The 25,270-nt window shown below is 70.9% G+C and carries 21 protein-coding genes; 16 read left to right on the top strand and 5 right to left on the bottom strand.

Going from position 1 to position 25,270, the window contains the following annotated elements; all coding sequences use genetic code 11:
- Positions 1-219 precede the first annotated feature (219 nt).
- Entirely contained in the window at positions 220-813 is a 594-nt protein-coding gene (locus ACFC09_RS04930; RefSeq protein WP_376524007.1) for a TetR/AcrR family transcriptional regulator, read from the bottom strand.
- 85 nt (positions 814-898) lie between these two features.
- Between ACFC09_RS04930 and ACFC09_RS04925 the strand changes: the two genes are divergently transcribed.
- From ACFC09_RS04925 to ACFC09_RS04910, 4 genes are read left to right on the top strand one after another with little or no spacing between them, the layout of a single operon-like run.
- The gene (locus tag ACFC09_RS04925) at positions 899-2,515 is read left to right on the top strand and encodes a carboxyl transferase domain-containing protein (protein ID WP_376524005.1); all 1,617 of its coding nucleotides are present in this window, start codon (positions 899-901) and stop codon (positions 2,513-2,515) included.
- A gap of 44 nt (positions 2,516-2,559) precedes the next feature.
- A complete protein-coding gene (locus ACFC09_RS04920; protein WP_376524121.1) occupies positions 2,560-4,653 on the top strand; it encodes an acetyl/propionyl/methylcrotonyl-CoA carboxylase subunit alpha in 2,094 nt (697 codons plus the stop codon).
- Entirely contained in the window at positions 4,650-5,594 is a 945-nt protein-coding gene (locus ACFC09_RS04915) for a hydroxymethylglutaryl-CoA lyase (protein ID WP_376524003.1), read from the top strand. Before ACFC09_RS04920 ends, ACFC09_RS04915 begins: the two co-directional genes overlap by 4 nt.
- 32 nt (positions 5,595-5,626) lie before the next feature.
- The gene (locus tag ACFC09_RS04910; RefSeq protein WP_376524002.1) at positions 5,627-6,787 is read left to right on the top strand and encodes an acyl-CoA dehydrogenase family protein; all 1,161 of its coding nucleotides are present in this window, start codon (positions 5,627-5,629) and stop codon (positions 6,785-6,787) included.
- A gap of 844 nt (positions 6,788-7,631) precedes the next feature.
- Here the strand turns inward: ACFC09_RS04910 and ACFC09_RS04905 are convergent.
- Complete coding sequence (locus ACFC09_RS04905; RefSeq protein WP_376524001.1) at positions 7,632-8,954, bottom strand: RNA-guided endonuclease InsQ/TnpB family protein; 1,323 nt, start codon at positions 8,952-8,954, stop codon at positions 7,632-7,634.
- 23 nt (positions 8,955-8,977) lie between these two features.
- Between ACFC09_RS04905 and tnpA the strand changes: the two genes are divergently transcribed.
- The 10 genes from tnpA to ACFC09_RS04855 all read left to right on the top strand — a co-directional run bounded on the left by tnpA (position 8,978) and on the right by ACFC09_RS04855 (position 19,501).
- Positions 8,978-9,406 carry an IS200/IS605 family transposase gene (tnpA, locus tag ACFC09_RS04900; protein ID WP_376524000.1) on the top strand — a complete coding sequence of 143 codons (429 nt, stop codon included), beginning with the start codon at positions 8,978-8,980 and terminating at the stop codon, positions 9,404-9,406.
- A 252-nt stretch (positions 9,407-9,658) separates the two neighbouring features.
- Complete coding sequence (locus ACFC09_RS04895; protein WP_376523999.1) at positions 9,659-10,741, top strand: XRE family transcriptional regulator; 1,083 nt, start codon at positions 9,659-9,661, stop codon at positions 10,739-10,741.
- A gap of 12 nt (positions 10,742-10,753) precedes the next feature.
- Positions 10,754-11,104: an ASCH domain-containing protein gene (locus tag ACFC09_RS04890; protein ID WP_376523998.1), complete on the top strand. Its 351-nt coding sequence runs from the start codon at positions 10,754-10,756 to the stop codon at positions 11,102-11,104.
- A gap of 294 nt (positions 11,105-11,398) precedes the next feature.
- Entirely contained in the window at positions 11,399-12,439 is a 1,041-nt protein-coding gene (locus ACFC09_RS04885; protein ID WP_376523997.1) for an ABC transporter substrate-binding protein, read from the top strand.
- Positions 12,440-12,548: 109 nt separating this feature from the next.
- A complete protein-coding gene (locus ACFC09_RS04880; RefSeq protein ID WP_376523995.1) occupies positions 12,549-13,442 on the top strand; it encodes a siderophore-interacting protein in 894 nt (297 codons plus the stop codon).
- A gap of 128 nt (positions 13,443-13,570) precedes the next feature.
- A complete protein-coding gene (gene desA, locus ACFC09_RS04875; RefSeq protein ID WP_376523994.1) occupies positions 13,571-15,013 on the top strand; it encodes a lysine decarboxylase DesA in 1,443 nt (480 codons plus the stop codon).
- Positions 14,997-16,274, top strand: coding sequence for a lysine N(6)-hydroxylase/L-ornithine N(5)-oxygenase family protein (locus ACFC09_RS04870; RefSeq protein ID WP_376523992.1), 1,278 nt, complete (start codon positions 14,997-14,999; stop codon positions 16,272-16,274). The genes desA and ACFC09_RS04870 overlap by 17 nt, the downstream gene beginning before the upstream one ends.
- Positions 16,271-16,795 (top strand): GNAT family N-acetyltransferase, encoded by a 525-nt coding sequence (locus ACFC09_RS04865; protein WP_376523990.1) that lies wholly within the window; start codon positions 16,271-16,273, stop codon positions 16,793-16,795. The genes ACFC09_RS04870 and ACFC09_RS04865 overlap by 4 nt, the downstream gene beginning before the upstream one ends.
- Positions 16,792-18,570 (top strand): IucA/IucC family protein, encoded by a 1,779-nt coding sequence (locus tag ACFC09_RS04860; protein ID WP_376523988.1) that lies wholly within the window; start codon positions 16,792-16,794, stop codon positions 18,568-18,570. The genes ACFC09_RS04865 and ACFC09_RS04860 overlap by 4 nt, the downstream gene beginning before the upstream one ends.
- A 40-nt stretch (positions 18,571-18,610) precedes the next feature.
- Positions 18,611-19,501 carry a DUF4429 domain-containing protein gene (locus ACFC09_RS04855; RefSeq protein ID WP_376523987.1) on the top strand — a complete coding sequence of 297 codons (891 nt, stop codon included), beginning with the start codon at positions 18,611-18,613 and terminating at the stop codon, positions 19,499-19,501.
- Positions 19,502-19,553: 52 nt separating this feature from the next.
- On the opposite strand, the gene ACFC09_RS04850 is transcribed toward ACFC09_RS04855, so the two are convergent.
- Positions 19,554-21,119, bottom strand: coding sequence for a purple acid phosphatase family protein (locus ACFC09_RS04850; protein ID WP_376523986.1), 1,566 nt, complete (start codon positions 21,117-21,119; stop codon positions 19,554-19,556).
- 176 nt (positions 21,120-21,295) lie between these two features.
- On the opposite strand from ACFC09_RS04850, the gene ACFC09_RS04845 reads away from it, so the two are divergent.
- Both ACFC09_RS04845 and glmS read left to right on the top strand, forming a co-directional pair.
- Entirely contained in the window at positions 21,296-21,553 is a 258-nt protein-coding gene (locus ACFC09_RS04845; protein WP_376523984.1) for a hypothetical protein, read from the top strand.
- Positions 21,554-21,627: 74 nt separating this feature from the next.
- A complete protein-coding gene (gene glmS, locus ACFC09_RS04840; RefSeq protein ID WP_376523983.1) occupies positions 21,628-23,445 on the top strand; it encodes a glutamine--fructose-6-phosphate transaminase (isomerizing) in 1,818 nt (605 codons plus the stop codon).
- Between the two features lie 95 nt (positions 23,446-23,540).
- On the opposite strand, the gene ACFC09_RS04835 is transcribed toward glmS, so the two are convergent.
- Positions 23,541-24,107, bottom strand: coding sequence for a GPR1/FUN34/YaaH family transporter (locus ACFC09_RS04835; protein ID WP_376523982.1), 567 nt, complete (start codon positions 24,105-24,107; stop codon positions 23,541-23,543).
- A 233-nt stretch (positions 24,108-24,340) separates the two neighbouring features.
- On the bottom strand, positions 24,341-24,868 hold the full coding sequence (locus ACFC09_RS04830; RefSeq protein ID WP_376523981.1) for a universal stress protein: 528 nt from the start codon (positions 24,866-24,868) through the stop codon (positions 24,341-24,343).
- Positions 24,869-25,270 lie beyond the last annotated feature (402 nt).

The raw sequence follows: 25,270 nt of genomic DNA, 5'->3' as shown, positions 1-25,270 counted from the left end.
GGATGTGACTGCTCGCCGCAAGGGTTTCTCCGACCGACGGGTACGGCCCGCGCGCACCCCACACGGCTAAGCGCTTGCTCACCACCGTACCGGCCGGTAGGGAGGCCGTCCAGAGGCGGCCACCCGTAACCCTCGTCACGCACGACGGCGGGGCCGCCGGGCGCCGCACGCCCGCCCCCGCACCGCGAGCCCTGCCCCCGCCCCCGCCCGCCCAGTCCGTCAGTCCGTCCCCGCCGCGGCGAACGCCCCCCGGGCCATCCGGTGCAGCAGCCCGGCCGTGGCGCCGCGGCCGGGCAGGGTGCCCGCGCGGCCGAGGTGCGGCGTGGAGTTCAGGAGGCCGAAGACCGAGTGGACGGCCGAGCGGGCCGACGGCTCGGACAGCCCCGGGTAGACCTCGCGCACGACCTCCACCCACAGCTCGACGTACTGCCGCTGGAACTGGCGGACGAGCTTGCGGTCGGACTCGCGCAGGCGGTCGAGTTCGCGGTCGTGGAGGGTGATCAGGGGGCGGTCGTCCAGGGCGAAGTCGATGTGGCCCTCGATCAGGGAGTCCAGCAGCGCGTCCGGGTTCCCGGACGCCTCGGACACCCGCCGCCGCCCGCCGGTCAGCAGCTGCCCGCTGATCCCGACCAGCAGCTCCGCGAGCATCGCGTCCTTGCCGCTGAAGTGCCGGTACAGCCCCGGTCCGCTGATGCCGACCGCGGCACCTATCTCGTCCACCCCGACGCCGTGGAAGCCGCGCTCGGCGAACAGCCGGGCGGCCTCCTTGAGGATCTGCTCGCGGCGGGTGGGGGCGCCGGTTCTGGTGACCATGCCGGCAATTGTAGACAGGGCGGTTAGCGGTCGTTAACCTGAAGGAGTGCGTTAACGCTCATTAACAGGATGAGGGGATCGCGGGATGGATCAGGCACCGGAGCTGACGAGCGCGGAGGACCCCGCGTCGGCGGCCTGGCGGGCCAACGAGGAGGCGCACCGCGCGCTCGTCGAGGAGTTGCGCGGCAAGCTGGCCGCGGCCCGGCTCGGCGGCGGCGAGCGGGCCCGCGCCCGGCACACCGCGCGCGGCAAGCTGCTGCCGCGGGACCGGGTCGACACGCTCCTCGACCGCGGCTCGCCCTTCCTGGAACTGGCCCCCCTCGCCGCCGACGGGATGTACGGCGGGCAGGCACCGGCCGCCGGTGTCATCGCCGGGATCGGCCGGGTCAGCGGGCGGGAGTGCGTGATCGTCGCGAACGACGCCACCGTCAAGGGCGGCACGTACTACCCGATGACGGTGAAGAAGCACCTGCGGGCGCAGGAGGTCGCGCTGGAGAACCGGCTGCCCTGCGTCTACCTCGTCGACTCCGGCGGCGCCTTCCTGCCGATGCAGGACGAGGTGTTCCCGGACCGCGAGCACTTCGGCCGGATCTTCTACAACCAGGCGCGGATGTCGGCGGCGGGAATCCCGCAGATCGCCGCCGTCCTCGGGTCCTGCACCGCGGGCGGTGCCTACGTCCCGGCGATGAGCGACGAGGCCGTGATCGTCCGGGGCCAGGGGACGATCTTCCTCGGCGGTCCCCCGCTGGTGAAGGCCGCCACCGGGGAGGTGGTCACGGCCGAGGAGCTGGGCGGCGGGGAGGTGCACTCCAGGATCTCCGGCGTCACCGACCACCTCGCCGAGGACGACGCACACGCCCTGCGGATCGTCCGCACCATCGCCGCCACGCTCCCCGCGCGCGGGCCGCTGCCCTGGGACGTCCGGCCGGCCGTGGAACCGAAGGTGGACCCGTACGGGCTGTACGGCGCGGTGCCGGTCGACCCCCGAACCCCCTACGACGTCCGCGAGATCATCGCGCGCGTGGTCGACGGTTCGCGGTTCGCCGAGTTCAAGGCGGAGTTCGGGCAGACCCTGGTCACCGGCTTCGCCCGGATCCACGGCCACCCGGTGGGGATCGTCGCCAACAACGGCATCCTGTTCTCCGAGTCGGCCCAGAAGGGCGCCCACTTCATCGAGCTGTGCGACCAGCGCGGGATCCCGCTGGTGTTCCTCCAGAACATCTCCGGCTTCATGGTCGGCAGGGACTACGAGGCGGGTGGCATCGCCAAGCACGGCGCCAAGATGGTCACCGCCGTCGCCTGCACGCGCGTGCCCAAGCTGACCGTGGTGGTGGGCGGCTCGTACGGCGCGGGGAACTACTCCATGTGCGGCCGGGCCTACTCCCCCCGCTTCCTGTGGATGTGGCCGGGCGCCAAGATCTCCGTCATGGGCGGGGAGCAGGCCGCCTCCGTCCTCGCCACCGTCAAGCGGGACCAGTCCCAGGCCCGGGGCGAGTCCTGGCCCGCCGAGGAGGAGGAAGCCTTCAAGGCCCCGATCCGGCAGCAGTACGAGCAGCAGGGCAACGCCTACTACGCCACCGCCCGGCTCTGGGACGACGGTGTGATCGACCCGCTGGAGACCCGGCAGGTGCTGGGTCTGGCCCTGACCGCCTGCGCGAACGCCCCGCTGGGCGAGCCGCGGTTCGGCGTCTTCCGGATGTGAGGGGAACCAAGAAGATGCCTCAGACACCTCAGCTGCCCCAGCCGATGTTCGACACGGTCCTGGTGGCCAACCGCGGCGAGATCGCCGTACGGGTCATCCGCACGCTGCGCGCGCTGGGCGTGCGCTCGGTGGCGGTGTTCTCCGACGCGGACACCGACGCGCGGCACGTGCGGGAGGCCGACACGGCGGTGCGGCTCGGTCCGGCGCCCGCGGCCGACAGCTACCTGTCCGTGGAGCGGCTCCTCGACGCCGCCGCCCGCACCGGCGCGCAGGCCGTCCACCCCGGGTACGGCTTCCTCGCGGAGAACGCGGGCTTCGCGCGCGCCTGCGCGGAGGCGGGACTGGTGTTCATCGGGCCGCCCGCGGACGCCATCGCCCTCATGGGGGACAAGATCCGCGCCAAGGAGACGGTGCGGGCGGCCGGGGTGCCGGTCGTCCCCGGCTCCACCGGAAGCGGACTCGACGACGCCGAACTGGCCGAGGCCGCCCGCCGGATCGGGCTGCCGGTGCTGCTGAAGCCCTCGGCGGGCGGCGGCGGCAAGGGCATGCGCCTGGTGCGGGCGGCGGACGCGCTCGCGGAGGAGATCGCCGCCGCCCGGCGTGCGGCCCGTGCCTCCTTCGGCGACGACACGCTGCTGGTGGAGCGCTGGATCGAGCGGCCCCGGCACATCGAGATCCAGGTCCTGGCCGACGCGCACGGCAACGTGATCCACCTCGGCGAGCGCGAGTGCTCGCTGCAACGCCGGCACCAGAAGGTCGTCGAGGAGGCGCCGAGCGTGCTCCTCGACGAGGGGACCCGGGCCGCGATGGGCGCGGCGGCCGTGCAGGCGGCCCGCTCCTGCGGCTACCTAGGCGCGGGCACGGTGGAGTTCATCGTGCCGGGCGGCGACCCCGCGTCGTACTACTTCATGGAGATGAACACCCGGCTCCAGGTGGAGCACCCGGTCACCGAGCTGGTCACCGGGCTCGACCTGGTGGAGTGGCAACTGCGGGTCGCGGCGGGCGAGCGGCTGCCGCTCGCGCAGGAGGAGGTCCGGCTGACCGGGCACGCGATCGAGGCCCGGATCTGCGCGGAGGACCCGGCACGCGGGTTCCTGCCGTCGGGCGGCACCGTGCTGCGGCTGCGGGAACCGGGGGGCGCGTGGGAGTCCCCGCTGTCGCCGCGGGCCGGCGGACAGTCCGGGGTGCGCACCGACTCGGGGCTCAGCGAGGGCACCGAGGTCGGCAGCCGCTACGACCCGATGCTGTCCAAGGTGATCGCGTACGGCCCGGACCGGGCCACCGCGCTGCGCAGGCTGCGGGCGGCCCTGGCGGAGACGGTCGTCCTGGGCGTGCCGGTCAACGCCGGGTTCCTGCGTCGGCTGCTGGCCCATCCGGCGGTCGTGGCGGGCGAGCTGGACACGGGTCTGGTCGAGCGGGTGGTGGACGACCTGGCATCGGACGAGGTGCCGGCGGAGGTCTACGTGGCGGCGGCGCTGCTGCGCCAGGCGGCGCTGTCCCCGGGTGGTTCCGGCGCCCTGGGCGCCGCCCCCGGGACCGGGCCGGACGGCTGGGCGGACCCGTTCGCCGCCGCGGACGGCTGGCGGCTGGGCGGCGAACGGGCCTGGGCGGTGCACCATCTGCGGGTGCCGGGGCACGAACCGGTCGCGGTGCGCGTGCGCCGCACCCCGGACGGCGGGAGCGAGGTGCTGCCGGAGGGGGCCGCGACGCCACTGCGGGCGGACGCGGGCCCGCCGCCGCGGGCGGAGCGGGGCGAGGACCGGTTCACCGTGCGGCTCGACGGCGTGGTGCACACCTTCGCCGCGCTGCCGGACGGCAGCCGGCTGGGCCGGGACGGCGACGCCTGGGAGGTGCGCGACCACGATCCGGTGGCCGCGTCGCTGACCCGGGGCGCGCACTCGGGCGCGGACTCGCTGACCGCGCCCATGCCGGGCACGGTCACCGTGGTGAAGGTCGCCGTCGGCGACGAGGTGACCGCGGGCCAGAGCCTGCTGGTGGTGGAGGCGATGAAGATGGAGCACGTCATCTCCGCCCCGCACCCGGGCACCGTCACCGAACTGGACGTACGGCCCGGCAGCACGGTCGCCATGGACCAGGTGCTGGCCGTCGTCGCACCGCACGAGGAGGCGGAGCAATGACCGCACCGGGACTCCCGATGGTGGTACCCGCGCAGGACCTGCCCCAGCGGGTGCGGATCCACGAGGTCGGCCCGCGCGACGGGCTGCAGAACGAGAAGTCGGCCGTGCCGACCGCGGTCAAGGCCGAGTTCGTCCACCGGCTCGCCGACGCCGGCCTGACCACCGTCGAGGCGACGAGCTTCGTACACCCCGCATGGGTGCCCCAACTGGCCGACGCGGAGCAGTTGTTCCCGCTGCTCCGCGACCTGACCGAGGTCGCGCTCCCGGTGCTGGTGCCGAACCGGCGCGGCCTGGACCGGGCGCTGGCGCTCGGTGCCCGCCGGATCGCGGTGTTCGCCAGCGCCACCGAGTCCTTCGCGAAGGCCAACCTCAACCGCACGCTGGACGACTCCCTCGCGGTGTTCGACCCGGTGGTGCGGCACGCGAAGGACGAGGGCGTGCACGTGCGCGGCTACGTCTCGATGTGCTTCGGCGACCCGTGGGAGGGCGCGGTCCCCCTCCACCAGGTCGTACGGGTGTGCCGGGCGCTGCGGGACATGGGCTGCGACGAGCTGAGCCTGGGCGACACGATCGGCGTCGCGACCCCGGGCCACGTCCTGGAACTGCTCGCCGCGCTCAACGAGGAGGGCGTGCCGACGAACGCCATCGGTGTGCACTTCCACGACACCTACGGCCAGGCGCTCGCCAACACCTATGCGGCACTGGAACACGGCGTGACGACCGTCGACGCCTCCGCCGGCGGCCTCGGCGGCTGCCCGTACGCCAGGTCCGCCACCGGCAACCTCGCCACCGAGGACCTGGTGTGGATGCTCCAGGGCCTCGGCATCGAGACCGGGGTCGACCTCGGCCGGCTCACCGCCACCAGCGTGTGGATGGCCGAACACCTGGGCCGCCCGAGCCCGTCCCGCACCGTCCGCGCCCTCTCCCACAAGGAGCAGTGAGCAGCCCTCTCCCACAAGGAGCAGTGATCAGCATGGACCACCGTCTCACCCCCGAGTTGGAGGAACTCCGCCGCACGGTGGAGGAGTTCGCGCACGACGTCGTGGCGCCGAAGATCGGCGACTACTACGAGCGGCACGAGTTCCCGTACGAGATCGTCCGCGAGATGGGCCGCATGGGTCTGTTCGGGCTGCCGTTCCCGGAGGAGTACGGCGGCATGGGCGGCGACTACCTGGCGCTCGGCCTGGCCCTGGAGGAACTGGCCCGGGTGGACTCGTCCGTGGCCATCACGCTGGAGGCCGGGGTCTCGCTGGGCGCGATGCCGATCCACCTGTTCGGGACCGAGGAGCAGAAGCGCGCGTGGCTGCCGCGGCTGTGTTCGGGCGAGATCCTGGGCGCGTTCGGGCTCACGGAGCCGGACGGCGGCTCGGACGCGGGCGCGACCCGGACGACGGCCCGGCTGGACGCGGACACCGGGGAATGGGTGATCAACGGCACGAAGTGCTTCATCACCAACTCCGGTACGGACATCACGGGTCTGGTGACGGTGACCGCGGTGACCGGCCGCAAGCCGGACGGGAAGCCGCTGATCTCCGCGATCGTCGTGCCGTCCGGCACCCCGGGCTTCACGGTCGCGCCGCCGTACTCGAAGGTCGGCTGGAACGCCTCGGACACCCGTGAGCTGTCCTTCGCGGACGTCCGGGTCCCCGCGGCCAACCTGCTCGGCGAGCAGGGCCGCGGCTACGCGCAGTTCCTGCGGATCCTCGACGAGGGCCGGATCGCCATCGCGGCGCTGGCCACCGGCCTCGCGCAGGGCTGTGTGGACGAGTCGGTGAAGTACGCCAAGGAACGGCACGCGTTCGGGCGGCCGATCGGCGCCAACCAGGCCGTCCAGTTCAAGATCGCCGACATGGAGATGAAGGCCCACACCGCCCGGCTCGCCTGGCGGGACGCGGCTTCCCGGCTGGTGGCGGGCGAGCCGTTCAAGAAGGAGGCGGCGCTGGCCAAGCTGTACTCGTCGACGATCGCCGTGGACAACGCCCGGGACGCCACCCAGATCCACGGCGGCTACGGCTTCATGAACGAGTACCCGGTGGCCCGGATGTGGCGCGACTCCAAGATCCTGGAGATCGGCGAGGGCACCAGTGAGGTACAGCGGATGCTGATCGCGCGGGAGCTGGGGTTGACGGGCTGACTCCACCGCCCGCCTTCGGGCCGGTACGGCTCGTACGGCTCGTACGAGCTGATCAGGACGCCCGTCTCGCGCAGCCGCTCCAGGCTCTGGCGGTAGGGGGACGGGCGGCCTGGGAGGAGTTCGCCATGCTGACTGCGGGCAGGGGCGGCCTCCACTCAGAGCGCGGCCCGGCGCTCATGGCCTTACGTCCGGCCGGATGCCCTGAATTACCAAGGGGGAGCCATGGATGCTGGGGTCCATCGGCCGGACGCGGCGCCTGAATCCAGAGTGATCCGCTCGCGTTGCCGCAGGTAGTGAGAGGTGCTCGCCCCTCGTGGGCGGTGTGGCCGCCCCCGGCGGGCGGCGGGCACGCCCCCGCTTCGGGGTTTGACCGCGTGCCGGGGCAGGCAGGCAATCGTTGGCCATCACAGGCGGCGCAACCCGGTGCCGCCGTGTGTCCGCGGGGGAGGCAACTGAGATCCCGGCCGGAACAGCAAGCCAGTCAGGTCCATGACGTCTCCTGCGGAAGAGCCCTGCGTGAGAGAGCACTGGGCCGGGCCGGCTCACCCGACCCCGTGCCGCAGTGCCTGGTCGCGGTCATCTCCGCCGAGATCGAGTCCCAATGCGGCCACCGCCGCCTCAAGTGCCGCCGCCTGGCGGTGGGATGGACCGTCGCCCAAGCCGTCGTCGCCGCCCACCAACTCGTCGAGGACGAGAACCTGGCCGAGGTGGGACTGTCGGAGCGGTCCTGGAAGGACTGGGAAGCCGGCGGCCTGCCCAGCCCCGAGTACCAGGACCTGTTGTGCCGCCTGTTCGCCACCAACCCCTTGAAGTGTTCTCCCGGCTGGAGCCGGGAGATTCCTACCTACCTTGCGGTGGCGGGCTTGACGCGACGAGCGCGCCTGACGACTGCCCTCCCGGCAGCCGGGACGAGCGCGTGGCCCGTCCGGTACAGGTGCAAGATGTTGCGGGCTGCGTTCCAGTCGGCGTTGTCCGACCAGCCGCAGTCCGGGTTCTTGCACACGAACACGGCCTGGCTCTCCCGGCTGCCCGGGGTGGTGAACCCGCAGGCGGAGCAGCGCAGGGAGGTGCCGGGGGCGGGAACATGGTGCAGGGTGCCGCCATAGCGGGCAGTCTTGTACGTCAGCATCGTCACCGTGCGGCCCCATGCCTCTTGGCTGATGGACCGGTTCAGACCGGACTTCTGCGCGACGTTCTTCCCTGGCTCCTCGATGGTGCCCTTGGCGCTCTTGGTCATGTTCGTGATGTCCAGCTTTTCCACCACGATCGCGCCGTATGTACGGGCGAGGGCCGTGGTGGTCTGGTGCTGCCAGTCGGTTGCCCTGCGCTTGGCTTTCGCGCGGAGGCTCGCCATCTGGTCGTATGTCTTCGCGAGCCGGCTGGACGTCTTCTGTCCGGGCTTGCGGAAGCTCTTGCGGTGCGCGGCTCGGCGTTCCAGCCGGAGCAGCCTGGCTTTCTCGTCGGCGTTGAGCCACTTGTCCCGGTCCGACTTGCCCTCCGGGAGCCGGGCGGGTCGGCCGTGGTCGAAGTGGTTGCCGTCGGAGAGGGCGAGCGGCAGGCTGACGCCGCAGTCGATGCCTACGTCCGGGCCCTGGTGCGGGTCGGATGCGGCTTCGAGTGTCTGGATCCGGAAGGCGATGTGCCAGCCGAGCGCGTCCTTGATGAGGCGGGCGCCGGTGATCCGGTTGTCGGAGGTCGCGTGCTTGCCTGCCGGCAGGTCTTTGGTCCAGCGGAACCGGACGCGACCGACCTTGGGGATGCTGGCCATGCCCCAGCGGCGGTGCACGCGGGTGATCTGGAGGTCGCGGCCCTGCGGGATGTCCACGGACATCACCGACCGGAAGCGGCCCTTGAAGCCGGGTTCGCCGGCGCGGCCGTCCCAGCAGTTCTTCCATGCCTGGAAGTACGTCTTCAGGACAGCCTGCGATGCCTGCGCGGGGAGGACGGTGAGGAAGCCGACCTCTTTGCGGGCCTGGCGTATCGCCGCGTCGGCGGCGGCCAGGGTGCGCTTGTCCTTCGGGAGCATCGTCCACCAGGCGTGCAGGCAGTTCCACATGGTGCGGGCCGCGTGCGCCTGGGCCTCTATGAGCTGGATCTGCGCAGGGTCGGGCGCCAGTCGGGCACGGTGCCCGAACTGCCGCTTCTCCAAAGCGCGTTCGCTGCTCACGCGATCACTGTACCATTTGGTTTATGTCACCGCGATGGGCCCCGAACCCCGATGTACGCACTGGTCGTTACGTCGTCTGCAACCTTCATGTTCACTTGGTTTTCGTAACGAAGTACAGGCGCAGAGCGTTCACCGACGAGATGCTGAGGCGCTGCGAGGAGATCATGCGCGAGGTCTGCACCGACTTCGAAGCCGAGCTGAAGCAGTTCAACGGCGAGGACGACCACGTGCATCTCCTGGTGCACTACCCGCCCAAGGTCCAGCTCTCCAAACTGGTCAACTCGCTGAAGGGCGTCAGCTCCCGGTACCTACGCCAGGAGTACTCCAGCCACGTCCGCCGGTTCCTGTGGGGCGGCCACTTCTGGTCCGGCTCGTACTTCGCCGGAAGCTGCGGCGGGGCACCGCCGACCATGGTGAAGCAGTACATCGAGAACCAGCGGCGCCCCACATGACCAGGCCGGCCTCAACAGTGCGGATCCATGCGCATCGCTGAGGCCAGAGCGGACCCGAGACGTGCTTCACCTCCGCCCTGAAGGACGGAGCACTGCACAAGATCAAAGGTAGAGCTGGGTCTCGCCCGCGACTACTCACCGGCCCCCGCAGCGGACGGGGCCAGTCCGCTTTGGAGCGGGAACGGCTCCGATGGAACACTTCCCGAAGGGGAAGCGGCCCGAGCGAGTGCGGGCTCGCGGACCTTCACGGAGGTGGAGGCAACGAAGCGTCGCGACGCGGTGAAGCTCGCCGGACTGGCCATGGCCGCCCCGGCTGCCGCCGCCCAGATCCTCCAGCAGGCCGCCGCCGAAGCCATGGAGTTCACCCGGCAGGCCGAGGCGACCTCGCTCGGTTCGGGAACCCTGGACCATCTCGACCTCGCGGTCACCGAGTTCAATCGCGCGTACTCGCTCAAGCCGCCGAAGGCCGTCTTCGACGCGGTGATGGACTACCGGCGCAAGGTCGACGCCCTTCTGAAGGGCCGACACACCCACCGGCAGAAACGTGAACTGCTGGCGTTCGCCGGCTGGCTGTCCGAACTCTTGGCGTGGCTCGCCCACGACCTCGGGGACGCCCGCACCGGGCTGGCGTTCACCACCGACGCGTTCGTCCACGGACAGCAGGCCGGACACGGCCAGCTGTGCGCGTGGGCGATGGACGCCTCCGCCTCCATCAACCTGTATGAGCAACGGCCCGGCAAGGCCCGTAACGCGGCTCTCAAGGGCCTCATCGAGGCCCCGGCCACCCATCCGCTGACCGTGCGGCTGCATGCCCAGGCCGCCCGCGCGGCAGCCGCAGACGGCGACGCGGACGGCTTTACCACCGCCTTCCAGGCCGCCGAGGACGCCCACCGGCTCCTGCCGCCCCGCTCACCCCGCCGCTTCGGCCTGGACGTGCTGCCCCTGGCCGACTACGCGCTCACCTCGTATCCAGCCACCTCCTTCATCTGGCTGGGCCAAGCCGACAAAGCCCGGCACCACGCTGAACAGGCACTGTCAACCTATGAAGCGGCCCCCGCGGCATCACGGTCCCCGAGCAGGGAGGCCATCGCCCGCATCGACCTGGCCCTCTCCCATGCCCTCCTCGGCGACCCCGACGACGCCGTTGCGCTGGGCCACCAAGCCCTCGACTCCACCCGCGTCGTCGACTCCGTCCGCCACCGGGCCGGCGACCTCACCTCGCTCCTGAATCGCCGCTATCCCCACCATGCGGCCGTCGAAAGCCTGCGCGAACGGCTGGCCGCCGCCGACGCTGCCGCCCGACCGGCCCTGCCCCCCACATCAACCAGAGCGTGAAGGACAACCTCGATGACCACCAAGCCGCCCGCCGAGCACGCGCTCAACATCCGCAAGCCCTACTTCGACCTGATCGCCGCCGGAACCAAGACCATCGAAGTCCGCGTCGGCTATGGCAAGATCCGCAAGATGGCCGCCGGGGACACCCTGCGGTTCAACTCCGGTGACGACACCCTGACCACCCGCATCACTGCCCTGAACGAGTACAAGTCCTTCGAGGAGATGCTCGACGCCGAGGACAACACCGCCATCGGCGAACCGGGCATGACCACCAATGAGCTGCTGGCCGCCTGCCGCGGCATCTACCCGCCCGAGAAAGAAGCCCTCGGCGCCTTCGCCATCCACCTCGACCGCCAGGCATGATTTGCCCCCCCCTTGCCACGCGGCTACGGCCGACGTACCGCCCACGTGTCTGCTGTTGGCCGTCCTCGCCGGACGGCATCAAGTCAGGGCAAACGGCCCCCCTTCGTGGGCACCACGGAGGGGGGCCGTTCTCATGCCCTCCAGCAGACGGCACAGGACGCGACGAGGCGATTGCGGGACAAGGAGCAAGCGGCCACGGAGTATCCGGGAAACCCCTTGGGAAGGCCATGAGGTTAGGCTAACCTAATCTCGACCCCGGTCCCGTGACCCCCAGCCCGAAAGCAGAGCACACCCATGTCCAACGCCAGACCCGCCCGCCTCTCCCGCCGTGGACTGCTCGCCACCGGCGGTGCCCTCGGACTCGGTGCCGCGCTCGCGGCCTGCGGCGACGGCGACAAGAAAAGCGGCGGGTCGGGCGGCGCCACGGCGGCCGCGGCCGGCCCCTGGACCTTCAAGGACGACCGCGGACAGACCGTCAAGGCCGACAAGGTCCCGTCGAACATCGTCGCGTTCGTCGGGGTCGCCGCCGCGCTGTACGACTACGGCGTCCAGTGCAAGGGTGTCTTCGGCCCGACCACGACCAAGGACGGCAAGGCCGACGTCCAGGCCGGCGACCTGGACGTCGCGAAGGTGACCGTCCTCGGCAACGCGTGGGGCCAGTTCAACATCGAGAAGTACGCCTCGCTCGGCCCCGACGTGCTCATCTCCACCCTGTTCGACGACAAGGGCACGCTCTGGTACGTCCCGGAGGAGTCGAAGGACAAGATCGAGGCCGTCGGCGCCCCCACCGTGGGCGTCTCCGTCTACGACCGCCAGCTCACCGAGCCGTTGCAGCGGATGCTCGCGCTGGCGAAGTCGCTGGGCGCGGACACCTCGTCGAGCAAGGTCACCGAGGCCAAGAAGCGGTTCGAGGACGCGGCCGCCCGGCTGCGCGCCGCCGCCAGGGCCAAGCCCGGCATCAAGGTGATGGCCGCCTCCGCGAGCCAGGACCTGTTCTACGTCTCCGGCACCAACCTCTCGATCGACCTGGAGTACTTCAAGGCCCTCGGCGTGAACTTCGTCGAGCCCCCGGAGAAGGCGAAGCCCGGCGGCTGGTTCGAGTCGCTCAGCTGGGAGAACGTCGACAAGTACGCCGCGGACATCATCATGATGGACAACCGCACCTCCGCCATCCAGCCCGCCGACATCACCGAGGCCACCTGGAAGCAGCTCCCGGCGGTCAAGGCGGGCCAGGTCATCGCCCGCAACCCGGAGCCGATCCTGTCCTACGACAAGTGCGTCCCGCTGCTCGACGACCTCGCCGAGGCCATCGAGAAGGCGAAGAAGGTCAGCTGACGCAAGCCGTCGGGAGGGCCACGGCGGCAAGGGAAGCGCGCGGCGGGCCGCGCGGTTCCCGGCGCCCCGCAGGCCCGCCGCCCTCCCGCCCGATGACGCAGGAGCCCTGATGACAACGGCCGTAGCCGCCCCGTACCGCTTCTTCTCCCTCCAGGTCGTACGGACGAGGCGGCTCGGGCCGTCGCTCGTCCGGGTCTGCTTCGCCGGGCCCGGCCTGGCGGACTTCAGGTCCGACGGACGGGACCAGTCCCTGTCGCTGTTCCTGCCGCGGCCCGGCCGGCGAGACCCGGTCGTCCCCCTGGACCTCGGCGACGACTGGTGGCCGGCCTGGCGCGCGCTGCCGGAGGACGTCCGGGCGGTGATGCGCTCGTACACGCTGCGCGCGCTGCGCCGCGACGCACTGGGCCGTACCACCGAGATCGACATCGACTTCGCGCTGCACGGCGTCGTACCGGACGGCTCCGCCGCTCCCGACGGCGCTCAGGCGGGTGAACGGCCGTCACCGCCCGCGGGCCCCGCCTCCCGCTGGGCCGCCGCCGCGCGGCCCGGGGACCGGGTGCTGGTGCTCGGCCCGGTGGTCGCCGACAACCGGGCGATCCGCTTCCGCCCGCCCGAGGACACGGACCTGGTCGTGCTGTGGGGCGACGAGACCGCCGTACCGGCCGCCACGTCCGTACTGGAGTCCCTGCCGGCCGGTCTGCGCGTCCGCGCCTGGTTCGAGGTGCCGCACGCCGGTGACGTGCAGGACGTGCCGACCGAGGCGGACGCGGAGATCACCTGGCTCGTCCGCGACGAGGACTCGCCCGCCGCCGTCGACGTGCTGCGGGCGGCCCGGCTGCCATCGGCGGAGCACCCGTACGTCTGGATCGCGGGCGAGTCGGGCCGGGTGAAGGAGTTGCGCCGGCACTTCGTCGGTGAGCGCGGGATCGACCGCCGACGGGTCACCTTCGTCGGCTACTGGCGCCGGGGGCTGAGCGAGGAGCAGTTCCGCGAGGCGGAGTAACTCCCTTTGAAGTGACGGCAGTCACGGGAGGGACGGGTTTCCGGAATTGCAACTTAGGTTAGCCTTACCTAAGTGGGAATTCGCCCCTCTCCCCGTCCCGCCCGGACCGTCCCCTCGGAGGACCCCGCATGCGCTCGCACCTGCTCAATGACCTCACCGCGGAGCACTACCGCCGCTCCGTGACCGAAGGAGTAGAGCGGGTGGCGGCCAAACTCGCCACCACGGAGCGACCGTTCACCGGCGTCACGGTCGACGCCCTCGCCCCGCGCGTCGAGCGGATCGACCTCGACCGGCCCCTGCACGACACGGCCGCGGCGCTCGACGAGCTGGAGGAGATCTACCTCCGCGACGCGGTCTACTTCCACCACCCCCGCTACCTCGCCCACCTCAACTGCCCGGTGGTCATCCCGGCCGTCGTCGGCGAGGCCGTGCTGTCCGCCGTGAACTCCTCCCTGGACACCTGGGACCAGTCGGCCGGCGGCACCCTCATCGAACGCCGGCTCATCGACTGGACGGCCGCCCGCATCGGCCTCGGCCCGGCCGCCGACGGAGTCTTCACCTCCGGCGGCACCCAGTCCAACCTCCAGGCGCTGCTGCTCGCCCGCGAGGAGGCCAAGACCGGCTCGCTCGGCAGACTGCGCATCCTCGCCTCCGAGGCGAGTCACTTCAGCGTGCAGAAGGCGGCGAAACTGCTGGGCCTCGGCCAGGACGCCGTCATCCCGGTCCCCGTCGACCGGGACAGGCGGATGCGGACCGTCGCCCTCGCCCGCGAACTGGAGCGCTGCGCACAGGACGGCCTCGTCGCGATGGCCGTCGTCGCCACCGCCGGGACCACCGACTTCGGATCCATCGACCCGCTGCCCGAGATCGCCGGACTGTGCGCCCGGTACGGGGTGTGGCTGCACGTGGACGCCGCCTACGGCTGCGGACTGCTCGCCTCCGTCAAGTACCGGGACCGCCTGGCGGGCATCGAACGCGCCGACTCGGTCACCGTCGACTACCACAAGTCCTTCTTCCAGCCGGTGAGTTCATCGGCCGTGCTGGTCCGGGACGCCGCCACACTGCGGCACGCCACCTACCACGCGGACTACCTCAACCCCCGCCGCACCGCACCGGAGCGCGTCCCCAACCAGGTCGACAAGTCCCTCCAGACCACCCGGCGCTTCGACGCCCTCAAGCTGTGGCTGACCCTGCGCACCATGGGCGCCGACGGCATAGGCGAACTCTTCGACGAGGTCTGCGACCTGGCGCGGGACGGCTGGCGGCTGCTGGCCGCCGACCCGCGCTTCGACGTGGTCGTCGAGCCCGCGCTCTCCACCCTGGTCTTCCGCTGCGTCCCGGCGGGCGTCACCGACCCGGCCGAGATCGACCGCGCCAACCTGCACGCCCGCAAGGCGCTGTTCGCCTCCGGTGACGCGGTGGTCGCCGCCACCCGGGTCGACGGCCGCCACTACCTGAAGTTCACCCTGCTCAATCCCGAGACCACGACGGCGGACATCGCCGCCGTCCTCGACCTGATCGCCGGCCACGCCGAGCAGTACCTGGGAGCATCCCTTGACCGCGCGTCCTGACACCCGAAGCAAGACCTACGATTTCGTGGGGATCGGCCTGGGCCCCTTCAACCTCGGCCTCGCCTGCCTCACCGAGCCGATCGCCGAACTCGACGGCGTCTTCCTGGAGGCCAAGCCGGACTTCTCCTGGCACGCCGGGATGTTCCTCGACGGCGCCCACCTCCAGACCCCGTTCATGTCGGACCTGGTCACCCTGGCCGACCCGACCTCGGAGTTCTCCTTCCTCAACTACCTGAAGGAGAAGGGCCGCCTCTACTCCTTCTACATCCGCGAGAACTTCTATCCGCTGCGGGTCGAGTACGACGACTACTGCCGCTGGGCGGCCTCGAAGCTGAGCGGCGTCCGCTTCGGCACGACGGTCACCGAGGTGACGTACGACGACGGGCTGTACACGGCGCACACCCGGGCCGGCGAGACGTTCCGCGCCCGCCACCTGGTCCTCGGCACCGGCACCCCGCCCTACCTCCCCGAGGCGTGCCGGGGCCTCGGCGGCGACCTCCTGCACAACTCCCGCTACCTGGAGCACAAGGAGCGGCTGCTGGCCAAGGAGTCGATCACGCTGGTCGGCAGCGGCCAGTCGGCCGCCGAGATCTACCACGACCTGCTCGGCGGGATCGACGCGCACGGCTACCGGCTGAACTGGGTCACCCGCTCCCCGCGCTTCTTCCCGCTGGAGTACACGAAACTCACCCTGGAGATGACCTCCCCGGAGTACGTCGACTACTACCACGCGCTGCCGGAGGCCACCCGCTACCGCCTCACCGCCCAGCAGAAGGGCCTGTTCAAGGGCATCGACGGGGATCTGATCGACGAGATCTTCGACCTGCTGTACCAGAAGAACCTCGGCGGGCCCGTCCCCACCCGGCTGATCACCAACTCCTCGCTGGAGCAGGCGAGTTACCAGGACGGCCGATACACCCTGACCTTCCGCCAGCAGGAGCAGGGCAAGGACTTCGAGCTGCGCTCGGAGGGCCTCGTCCTCGCCACCGGCTACCGGTACACCGAGCCCGCCTTCCTGAAGCCCGTCCGCGACCGGCTGCGCTACGACACGCAGGGCAACTTCGACGTGGCCCGCAACTACGCCATCGACGTGACCGGCCGGGGCGTCTTCCTGCAGAACGCGGGCGTGCACGCACACAGCATCACCAGCCCCGACCTGGGCATGGGCGCGTACCGCAACAGCTACATCATCCGGGAGCTGCTCGGCACCGAGTACTACCCGGTCGAGAAGACGATCGCGTTCCAGGAGTTTTCGGTATGAACTTCACCTTCCGTCCCCTCGACCCGCTCACGGACGCCGAGTTGCTGCACTCCTGGGTCACCCACCCCAAGGCCGCGTTCTGGATGATGCAGGACGCCGGACTGGAGGACGTCGAGCGCGCCTACATGGAGATCGCGGCCGACGAGCACCACCACGCCCTGCTGGGCCTGCTGGACGGCGAGCCCGCCTTCCTGATGGAGCGCTACGACCCGGCCCACCGGGAACTGGTCGGCCTGTACGAGCCGGAGGCGGGTGACGTCGGCATGCACTTCCTGGTCCCGGCCACGGACACCCCGGTGCACGGCTTCACCCGGGCCGTCATCACCGCCGTTCTCGCGCACCTCTTCGACGACCCGGCGACCCACCGGATCGTGGTCGAACCGGACATACGCAACAAGGCGGTGCACGCGTTGAACGAGGCAGTCGGGTTCCGGCCCGAACGGGAGATCCGCAAGCCGGAGAAGGCGGCGCTGCTGAGCTTCTGCACCCGTGCGCGGTTCGAGGGGGCGGTGGCGGCATGACCCTCGCCGACGCCGTGGCCCACCTCTCCCCCCAGCGCTGGGAGCAGGCCAACCGGCTGCTGGTCCGCAAGGCGCTCGCCGAGTTCGCGCACGAACGCCTGATCACCCCCGAACGGGACGGGGCCGGAGCCGGCGGATACGTCGTGCGCAGCGACGACGGACTGACCCGCTACCGCTTCACCGCGACCCGCCGCGCCCTCGACCACTGGGAGATCGACGCCCACTCGATCACCCGGCACCGCGACGGGGCAGAACTCCCGCTCGCCGCACTGGACTTCTGCATCGAACTGCGGCACGCGCTCGGCCTGAGCGACGAGGTCCTGCCGGTGTACCTGGAGGAGATCTCCGCCACCCTCGCCGGCACCTGCTACAAACTCGCCAAGCCCCCGCTGACCTCCGCGCAACTGGCCCGAGCCGGTTTCCAGGAGATCGAGACCGGCATGACCGAGGGCCACCCCTGCTTCGTCGCCAACAACGGACGGCTCGGCTTCGGCCTCCACGAATACCTGTCGTACGCGCCCGAGACCGCGAGCCCGGTCCGCCTCGTCTGGGTCGCCGCGCACCGCTCCCGGGCGGTCTTCACGGCCGGCGCCGGCATCGAGTACGCGTCCTTCCTGCGGCAGGAGCTGGGCGAGCGGACCGTCGAGCGGTTCGAGCGGCGGCTGACCGACCGGGGCCTGGACCCCGCCGACTACGTCCTCATCCCCGTCCACCCGTGGCAGTGGTGGAACAAGCTCACCGTCACCTTCGCCGCCGAGGTCGCCCGCGAGCACCTGGTCTGCCTGGGCGAGGGCGACGACGCCTACCTCGCCCAGCAGTCCATCCGGACCTTCTTCAACACCAGCCACCCGCACAAGCACTATGTGAAGACGGCGCTGTCCGTCCTCAACATGGGCTTCATGCGCGGCCTGTCCGCCGCCTACATGGCGGCCACCCCGGCGATCAACGACTGGCTGGTCCGGCTGATCGACGACGACCCGGTGCTCAAGGCCACCGGCCTCACCGTCATCCGCGAGCGGGCGGCGGTCGGCTACCGGCACCTGGAGTACGAACAGGCCACGGACCGCCACTCGCCGTACCGCAAGATGCTCGCCGCCCTGTGGCGGGAGAGCCCGGTCCCCGCCCTCCAGGACGGAGAGACGCTGGCCACGATGGCCTCCCTCGCCCATGTCGACCACGAGGGCGCGTCCTTCGCCGGGGCGCTGATCGAGCGGTCGGGGCTGGTGCCCACCCAGTGGCTGCGCCGCTATCTGCGGGCCTACCTCGTGCCGCTGCTGCACAGCTTCTACGCCTATGACCTGGCCTACATGCCGCACGGCGAGAACGTGATCCTGGTGCTGAAGGACGGCGTCGTCCAGCGCGCCGTCTTCAAGGACATCGCCGAGGAGATCGTGGTCATGGACCCGGACGCGGTGCTCCCGCCGGAGGTCGCGCGTATCCGCGTCGACGTCCCCGAGGACACGAAACTCCTGTCGATCTTCACGGACGTCTTCGACTGCTTCTTCCGCTTCGTCGCGGCCGGCCTCGCCGCCGAGGGCGTCCTTACGGAGGAGGACTTCTGGCGGACGGTCGCCGAGGTGGCCCGGGAGTACCAGGACTCGGTGCCCTCGCTCGCCGACAGGTTCCGGCAGTACGACCTGTTCGCGCCCGAGTTCGCCCTGTCCTGCCTCAACCGGCTCCAGCTGCGCGACAACCGGCAGATGCTGGACCTGGCGGATCCCTCGGGCGCGCTCCAGCTCGTCGGCAGCCTGAAGAACCCGCTCGCGGACCTGTGACGCGCCCGCGGGGCACGGCGCCTGGTGGAACAATCGCCGTATGGCGGAAATCCTCCAGAAGGACGGCTCCTGGGTGTTCGACGGCGACGCCCTCCGGCTCACCCCGGGGCGGGACAAGAGCGTCGGCCTGCTCCGCGGGACCCTCGGGGAACTGCTCGTCCCGCTGGAAGCGCTGGCGGGGATCTCGTTCGAGCAGGGCCGCAGGTCGGGCCGGCTGCGGCTGCGGCTGCGCGACGGCGCGGACCCGCTGCTGCACGCCACCGGCGGCCGGCTCGCCGAGCCGCACGACCCGTACCGGCTCGTCGTCGAGCCGGACCGCTACGGCGTCGCCGAGTACTTCACGGACGCGGTCCGGGCCGCGCTGCTGCTGAACCGGGTGCCGGCCGACCCGGTGACCGCCTACCTGCTGCCCGGTCCGCCCGTCCCGCTGTCGGTATCCGCCGGGGACGGCACGGCGGCCTTCGACGGCGAACAGGTCCGCCTGGAGTGGAACTGGAAGACCGAGGACGTCAAGTCCGCCGCCGGGACCCGGACCCTCGCCGTCGGTGACATCACCGGCGTGGAGTGGCAGCCGGCCGCCGGGCTGGAGAACGGGCAGCTGCGCTTCACCGTGCGGGGCGCGGCCGGCCAGGCGCCCGCCAAGTACGACCCGAACGCCGTGGAGCTGTGGGGTTTCAAACGGGACCCGCTGATGGCGCTGGTCGCCGCCGCCGTGCAGGTCCGGCTGCCGCACCCGTCGGCGCCCCAGGACGCCGCGGAGCCGGACGCCGGGCCGCGGTCGTCCGGTGCACCGGGGTCCGGTCCCGGCGCCGCCGACGACCATGACGCGCTGCTGCGGCGGCTGCGCGAACTCGGCGAGCTGCACCGGGACGGGGTGCTCACGGACGAGGAGTTCGGCATGGCGAAGCGGGCGGTTCTCAAACGCATGTGAGGACCGCCCGCACGCCGGTCGGGTGCGTCCCGCCTTCCGGACGCACCCGCCGTCACTTGGCCTTGCGCGCCACGGTGAAGTGGTCGACCTGGTCACCGGTCTCGGCGATGCCGCGCACCGTCAGGGTGGCGTAGCGGCCCTTGCTCGCCGGGGTGACGTCCACCCGCAGGAACGAGTAGTCGAGGTAGCGCACGCGCGACCAGGTGACCGCCTCGTTCTGCTTGCCGTCCTTGGTGTTGATGAAGGAGTCCACGGAGTCGACCTCGTGCTCGTGGCCCTCGTAGGACAGCGGGGCGCTGAACGCGTACAGGCTCCGGCCGGCCGCGCCCGCCGTCACGTAGACGACGCCCTCGGTCTCGGGGTAGGCGGTGCCGCCGATCGGGAGCTTCTTGGTGACGGCGCCCGCCTTGAGGACGTCGGTGCGCTCGTACTGGTGGTTGTGGCCGTTGATGACCAGGTCCACGGTGTACTTCTCGAACAGCGGCACCCACTCGTCCCGCACCCCGCCCTCGGAGGCGTGCGCGGTGGAGGTGCAGTAGGCGCAGTGGTGGAAGAAGACGACGACGAAGTCGATGTCCTTGGCGGCCCGGTACTTCTTCAGCTGGGTCTCCAGCCACTTGGTCTGGGTGCCGCCGGAGATGCCGAGGTTGGCGGGGATCTCGAAGGAGACGTCGTTGGCGTCGAGCGAGATGACCGCGGTGTTGCCGTAGACGAACGAGTAGACGCCCGGCAGGTGCTCCTTGTCGGGGCCGTTGTCCGGCAGGGTCCAGCGGGCGTCCTCGCCGCCGTAGCCGTTGGGCGAGTACCAGGCTTCCATGTCGTGGTTGCCGTACGCGGGCATCCACGGCACGGACTTGGCGACCGACTCGGTCTGGGCGAGGAACTGGTCCCAGACGCGGGAGTCGAAGCCGGTGTCGGCGGTCTTGCCCTGGCCGGCCGGGTCGCCGTAGGCGATGTCACCGGCGTGCAGGTGGAAGGCGGGGTTCTGGCCCAGGATCAGGGCGTTGTTGGCGAGGCCGTGGTAGCCGACGCCCTCGTCGCCGAAGGCGGTGAAGGTGAACGCCTTCTTGCCGACGGGGGCGGTGGTGAAGGTGCCCACGGTGCCCGCGAGGTGCGGCTGGACCGGGTCGAAGCCCTGGTGGCCGACGCCGTAGTAGTAGGTGCTGCCCGGACGCAGGTGGGTCAGCTTGGCGTGGACGTAGTACTGCGTGTGGTCGCCGCTCGCGCCGACACCGGCCGGCGTGTACAGGGTGCGGACCTCGGCGTCGATCTTGCGGGAGAGGTCCCAGGGGTGGGCGCCGATCCGGATGAAGGGCTTCTTGACGGCGACCGGGACCTGCCAGGACACCGTGATCTCGGTGCGCGGGTCGTTGCCGTAGGCGAGGTGCCGGCCGAAGGGGGCGACGTAGGCACCGTCGACGCTCTCGGTGGCGGGAGCGGTCTGCTGGGTCGGGACGGCCGCCTGGGCGACGGCCCCCGGTACGAACGCGCCACCGGCGACCGCGCCGAGCGTGACCGCGCCGCCCCTGATCATCGTGCGCCGCGAGAACCTGGCGCGGAGGTATTCATGCTGCTCGGCCATGCTCATGCGCTCGGCCAGCTTCTCGGGTACGCCCATGCGTGGGATGTCCATGGTGTCTGAAACTTGTCTTCACAAGCGACCGGGCGCAAGACGCCGAATGGACGGTTTGCAAACAGCGCCCCATGAAACTTCCAACAGTTCCAAGTCCACACGCCTGCCCGATATCGGGCAGGATCCTTGCGAAACCGTCGCCGGTACCCCAGGATCTACGGGTGCACGATGAACTGGTCGATCACCTGACACGATCCACGGCGCTCGGCCCCGGCGAGGCGCTGCGGGTGATCCAGGACGTTCTGGCCTTCTTCGACGAGACGACCGAGGACTACGTCCGCCGCCGCCACCGTGAACTCCAGGCTCAGGGCCTGGTGAACGCGGCGATCTTCGAACGGATCGAGGCGGACCTGAAGTACCGGGCGGTGGCGCCGCCCGAGCTGACACTCAGACAGCTGCGGCGCATCGTGTACGGCTGAAAACAGTCCAGGGCTGACAACCGACGACCGGTCGACCGATGACCGGTCGACCACGGACAGAGGAATACCTGTATATGTGCGGAATTGTCGGATACATCGGGAAGCGTGATGTCGCGCCGCTGCTCCTGGAGGGCTTGCAGCGTCTGGAGTACCGCGGCTACGACTCCGCGGGCATCGCCGTCACCGCCCCGAAGGCGTCGGCCCTGAAGACGGTGAAGGCCAAGGGCCGGGTGCGCGACCTGGAGGCCCGCATCCCCGCGCGCTTCAAGGGCACCACCGGCATCGCGCACACCCGCTGGGCCACCCACGGCGCCCCCTCCGACCTGAACGCCCATCCGCACCTGTCGGCCGACGGCAAGGTCGCCGTCGTGCACAACGGCATCATCGACAACGCCGCCGACCTGCGCCGCAAGCTGACGGCGGACGGCGTGGAGTTCCTCTCCGAGACCGACACCGAGGTCCTCACCCATCTGATCGCCCGCTCCCCGGCCGAGAAGCTGGAGGACAAGGTCCGCGAGACGCTGCGGGTGGTCGAGGGCACCTACGGCATCGCGGTCCTGCACGCCGACCACCCCGACCGCATCGTGGTGGCCCGCAACGGCTCCCCGGTCGTCCTCGGCATCGGCGAGAAGGAGATGTTCGTCGCCTCCGACGTGGCCGCCCTGGTCGCGCACACCCGCCAGATAGTGACCCTCGACGACGGCGAGATGGCCACCCTCAAGGCCGACGACTTCCGTACCTACACCACGGAGGGCACCCGCACCACCGCCGAGCCGACCACGGTGGAGTGGGAGGCCGAGTCGTACGACATGGGCGGCCACGACACCTACATGCACAAGGAGATCCACGAGCAGGCCGAAGCGGTCGACCGGGTGCTGCGCGGCCGTATCGACGACCGCTTCTCCACCGTGCACCTCGGCGGGCTCAACCTGGACGCCCGCGAGGCCCGGCGGATCCGCCGGGTGAAGATCCTCGGCTGCGGCACCTCCTACCACGCGGGCATGATCGGCGCCCAGATGATCGAGGAGCTGGCCCGCATCCCCGCCGACGCCGAGCCCGCCTCGGAGTTCCGCTACCGCAACGCCGTCGTCGACCCCGACACGCTGTACGTCGCGGTCTCCCAGTCCGGTGAGACGTACGACGTGCTGGCGGCCGTGCAGGAGCTGAAGCGCAAGGGCGCCCGGGTGCTGGGCATCGTCAACGTCGTGGGCTCGGCGATCGCCCGCGAGGCGGACGGCGGCATGTACGTCCACGCCGGCCCCGAGGTGTGCGTGGTGTCCACCAAGTGCTTCACCAACACCACGGTCGCCTTCGCCCTCCTCGCCCTGCACCTGGGCCGCACCCGCGACCTCTCCGTCCGCGACGGCAAGCGGATCATCGAGGGCCTGCGCCGGCTGCCCGAGCAGATCACCGAGATCCTGAAGCAGGAGGAGCAGATCAAGGAGCTGTCCGAGCAGTACGCCGCGGCCCGCTCGATGCTCTTCATCGGCCGCGTCCGCGGCTACCCGGTGGCCCGCGAAGCCTCCCTGAAGCTCAAGGAGGTCTCCTACATCCACGCGGAGGCGTATCCGGCCTCGGAGCTCAAGCACGGCCCGCTCGCGCTGATCGAGCCCGCCCTGCCGACGGTCGCGATCGTGCCGGACGACGACCTGCTGGAGAAGAACCGCGCCGCCCTGGAGGAGATCAAGGCCCGCAGCGGCAGGATCCTCGCGGTGGCCCACCAGGAACAGCACAAGGCGGACCAGACGATCGTCGTACCGAAGAACGAGGACGAGCTGGACCCGATCCTCATGGGCATCCCGCTCCAGTTGCTCGCCTACCACACGGCGAAGGCCCTGGGCCGCGACATCGACAAGCCGCGCAACCTCGCGAAGTCGGTCACGGTCGAGTAGCCGCCGCGAACGGAACGGACCCCCGTGGGTGCTGCCGGCCACGGGGGTCCGCTCGCGTCACCGGGGGGACACCCCGCCCCGGCACGGGCTGCCCGTCAGCCGGCGGCCGTCACCCCCCGGCCGGGGGCAGCGCGGCGCGGCAGGACCGTCGGCCAGTGGGCGAGGGCCGCCGTAGCCGCGTACCAGGCCACCGCGCCCGCGGCGACGGCGAACCAGCCGCCGGCCTTCGCGAGCGAGCCGTTGGTCGCGAACTGCGCGATGGCGAGCAGCACCAGGGAGACGAGGAACAGACCGTAGGTGCCCTGCGTGAGCGGATCGCGGCCGGCGAGGGTCAGCGTGAGCGTCACGAGGGCGAACAGGAGCAGGAAGAGTCCGGCGGCGTCGGGCGACACCTGGGTGCCCGCCGAGACAGCCCAGGTGAACCAGAGTGCGCCGAGTACCGAGTAGGCCGTGCCGGTGGCGGAGTCGCGGTCGCGGAACGCCAACAGGCCGGCGACGAACAGCGTGACACCGCCCACGTAGCGGGCCAGTGACACGGCGTCGGAGGCCGCCACACCGTCGATCACAGCGGTGTGGCCGAGCCCGAAGGCCAACAGGGTGATGCCGAGGGCGAGTCGGCCGACGACCGTGGTGGTGCTTCCCGCTGAGACGTCTTTGTCCATGGCGGGCTCCCTTCATGCATGAGCAGGAGTGCGGTGACCCGTATATGCCCTTCACAAGGGCACAAACACCTCTACGCGCCGGTGGGTTCGGGCATCGCGGACCCTGCGCGCGGAGGCCCACGTCGGGGTGACGACGTACGAAACGGCAGGTGACCGAGGGGAGTTGACGGCGTGACGGGACGACTCGGAACGACTTGGGACGGCCGGGGTCGGTCGGGGACGGCCGGGGTCGGCTAGGGGATGACCACCACGGGCCGCTGCGCCCGTTTGGCGAGGCGGCCGGCCACCGAGCCGAAGATCCGGCCCACGATGCCGTGCGTGGAGCCGACGACGATCGCGTCCGCCTCGTACTCCCGCCCCACCTCTTCGAGTTCGTGGCAGATGTCGCCGCCGCGCTCGACGAGGATCCAGGGCACCTCGGCCAGATAGTCCGCACAGGCGAGTTCCAGGCCCAGGACCTCGGTGCGGTGGTCGGGCACGTCGACGAAGACCGGTGGCTCGCAGCCCGCCCACACGGTGGTGGGCAGCCGGTTGGCGACGTGGACGATGATCAGACCCGACTGGGAGCGGTGGGCCATGCCGATCGCGTAGGCGAGGGCGCGCTCACTGGACGTGGAGCCGTCAAAACCGACGACGACTCCGTGTTTGAAGGCTGGATCGCAGGTAGGGCGTGACTCTTCAGCCGCCAGGGGATCGGCCGCCGTGGGGTCGGCGACCGGCCGCTTGCGGTCCGCGGGTTCGAAGAATTCGTGACCGGCCATGGATGTCTCGGCGTTGTGATCCTCGTGGGTGGGACGACAGGGTGCGGCGGAGCCGTGTCCGGAAGCATGTTCCCAACCCCATACCCCCAAGGGTACGGCGGCACGCCTCCTTAAGCCCAGATCCCGCGCGGGCACCGCGGGGTTCCAGGGAGCATGCACGAGGGGACGCCCGGAACGCAATGCTTGGTGCGCTGTACAGGCGGTTTGCACAGGGTTCCCTTACGTGAGCGGCACCCGGCGGTCGCGGCCGTGAGTGACCGACCGCGCGACCACGCGTTGATCAGCGTGAGCCACGCCACAGGGAGCACAGATGTCCGGACCCGCCACCCGTTCCGGGGGACGCCACGCCACCCGGCCCGCCGGGTCCGCCCCGGACGACACCGGGTCCGGCCGGCCCACCCG

The sequence above is a fragment of the Streptomyces sp. NPDC056161 genome (genome assembly GCF_042268025.1).
Lineage (GTDB): Bacteria > Actinomycetota > Actinomycetes > Streptomycetales > Streptomycetaceae > Streptomyces.
This window is presented reverse-complemented; position numbering and strand designations above follow the sequence as displayed.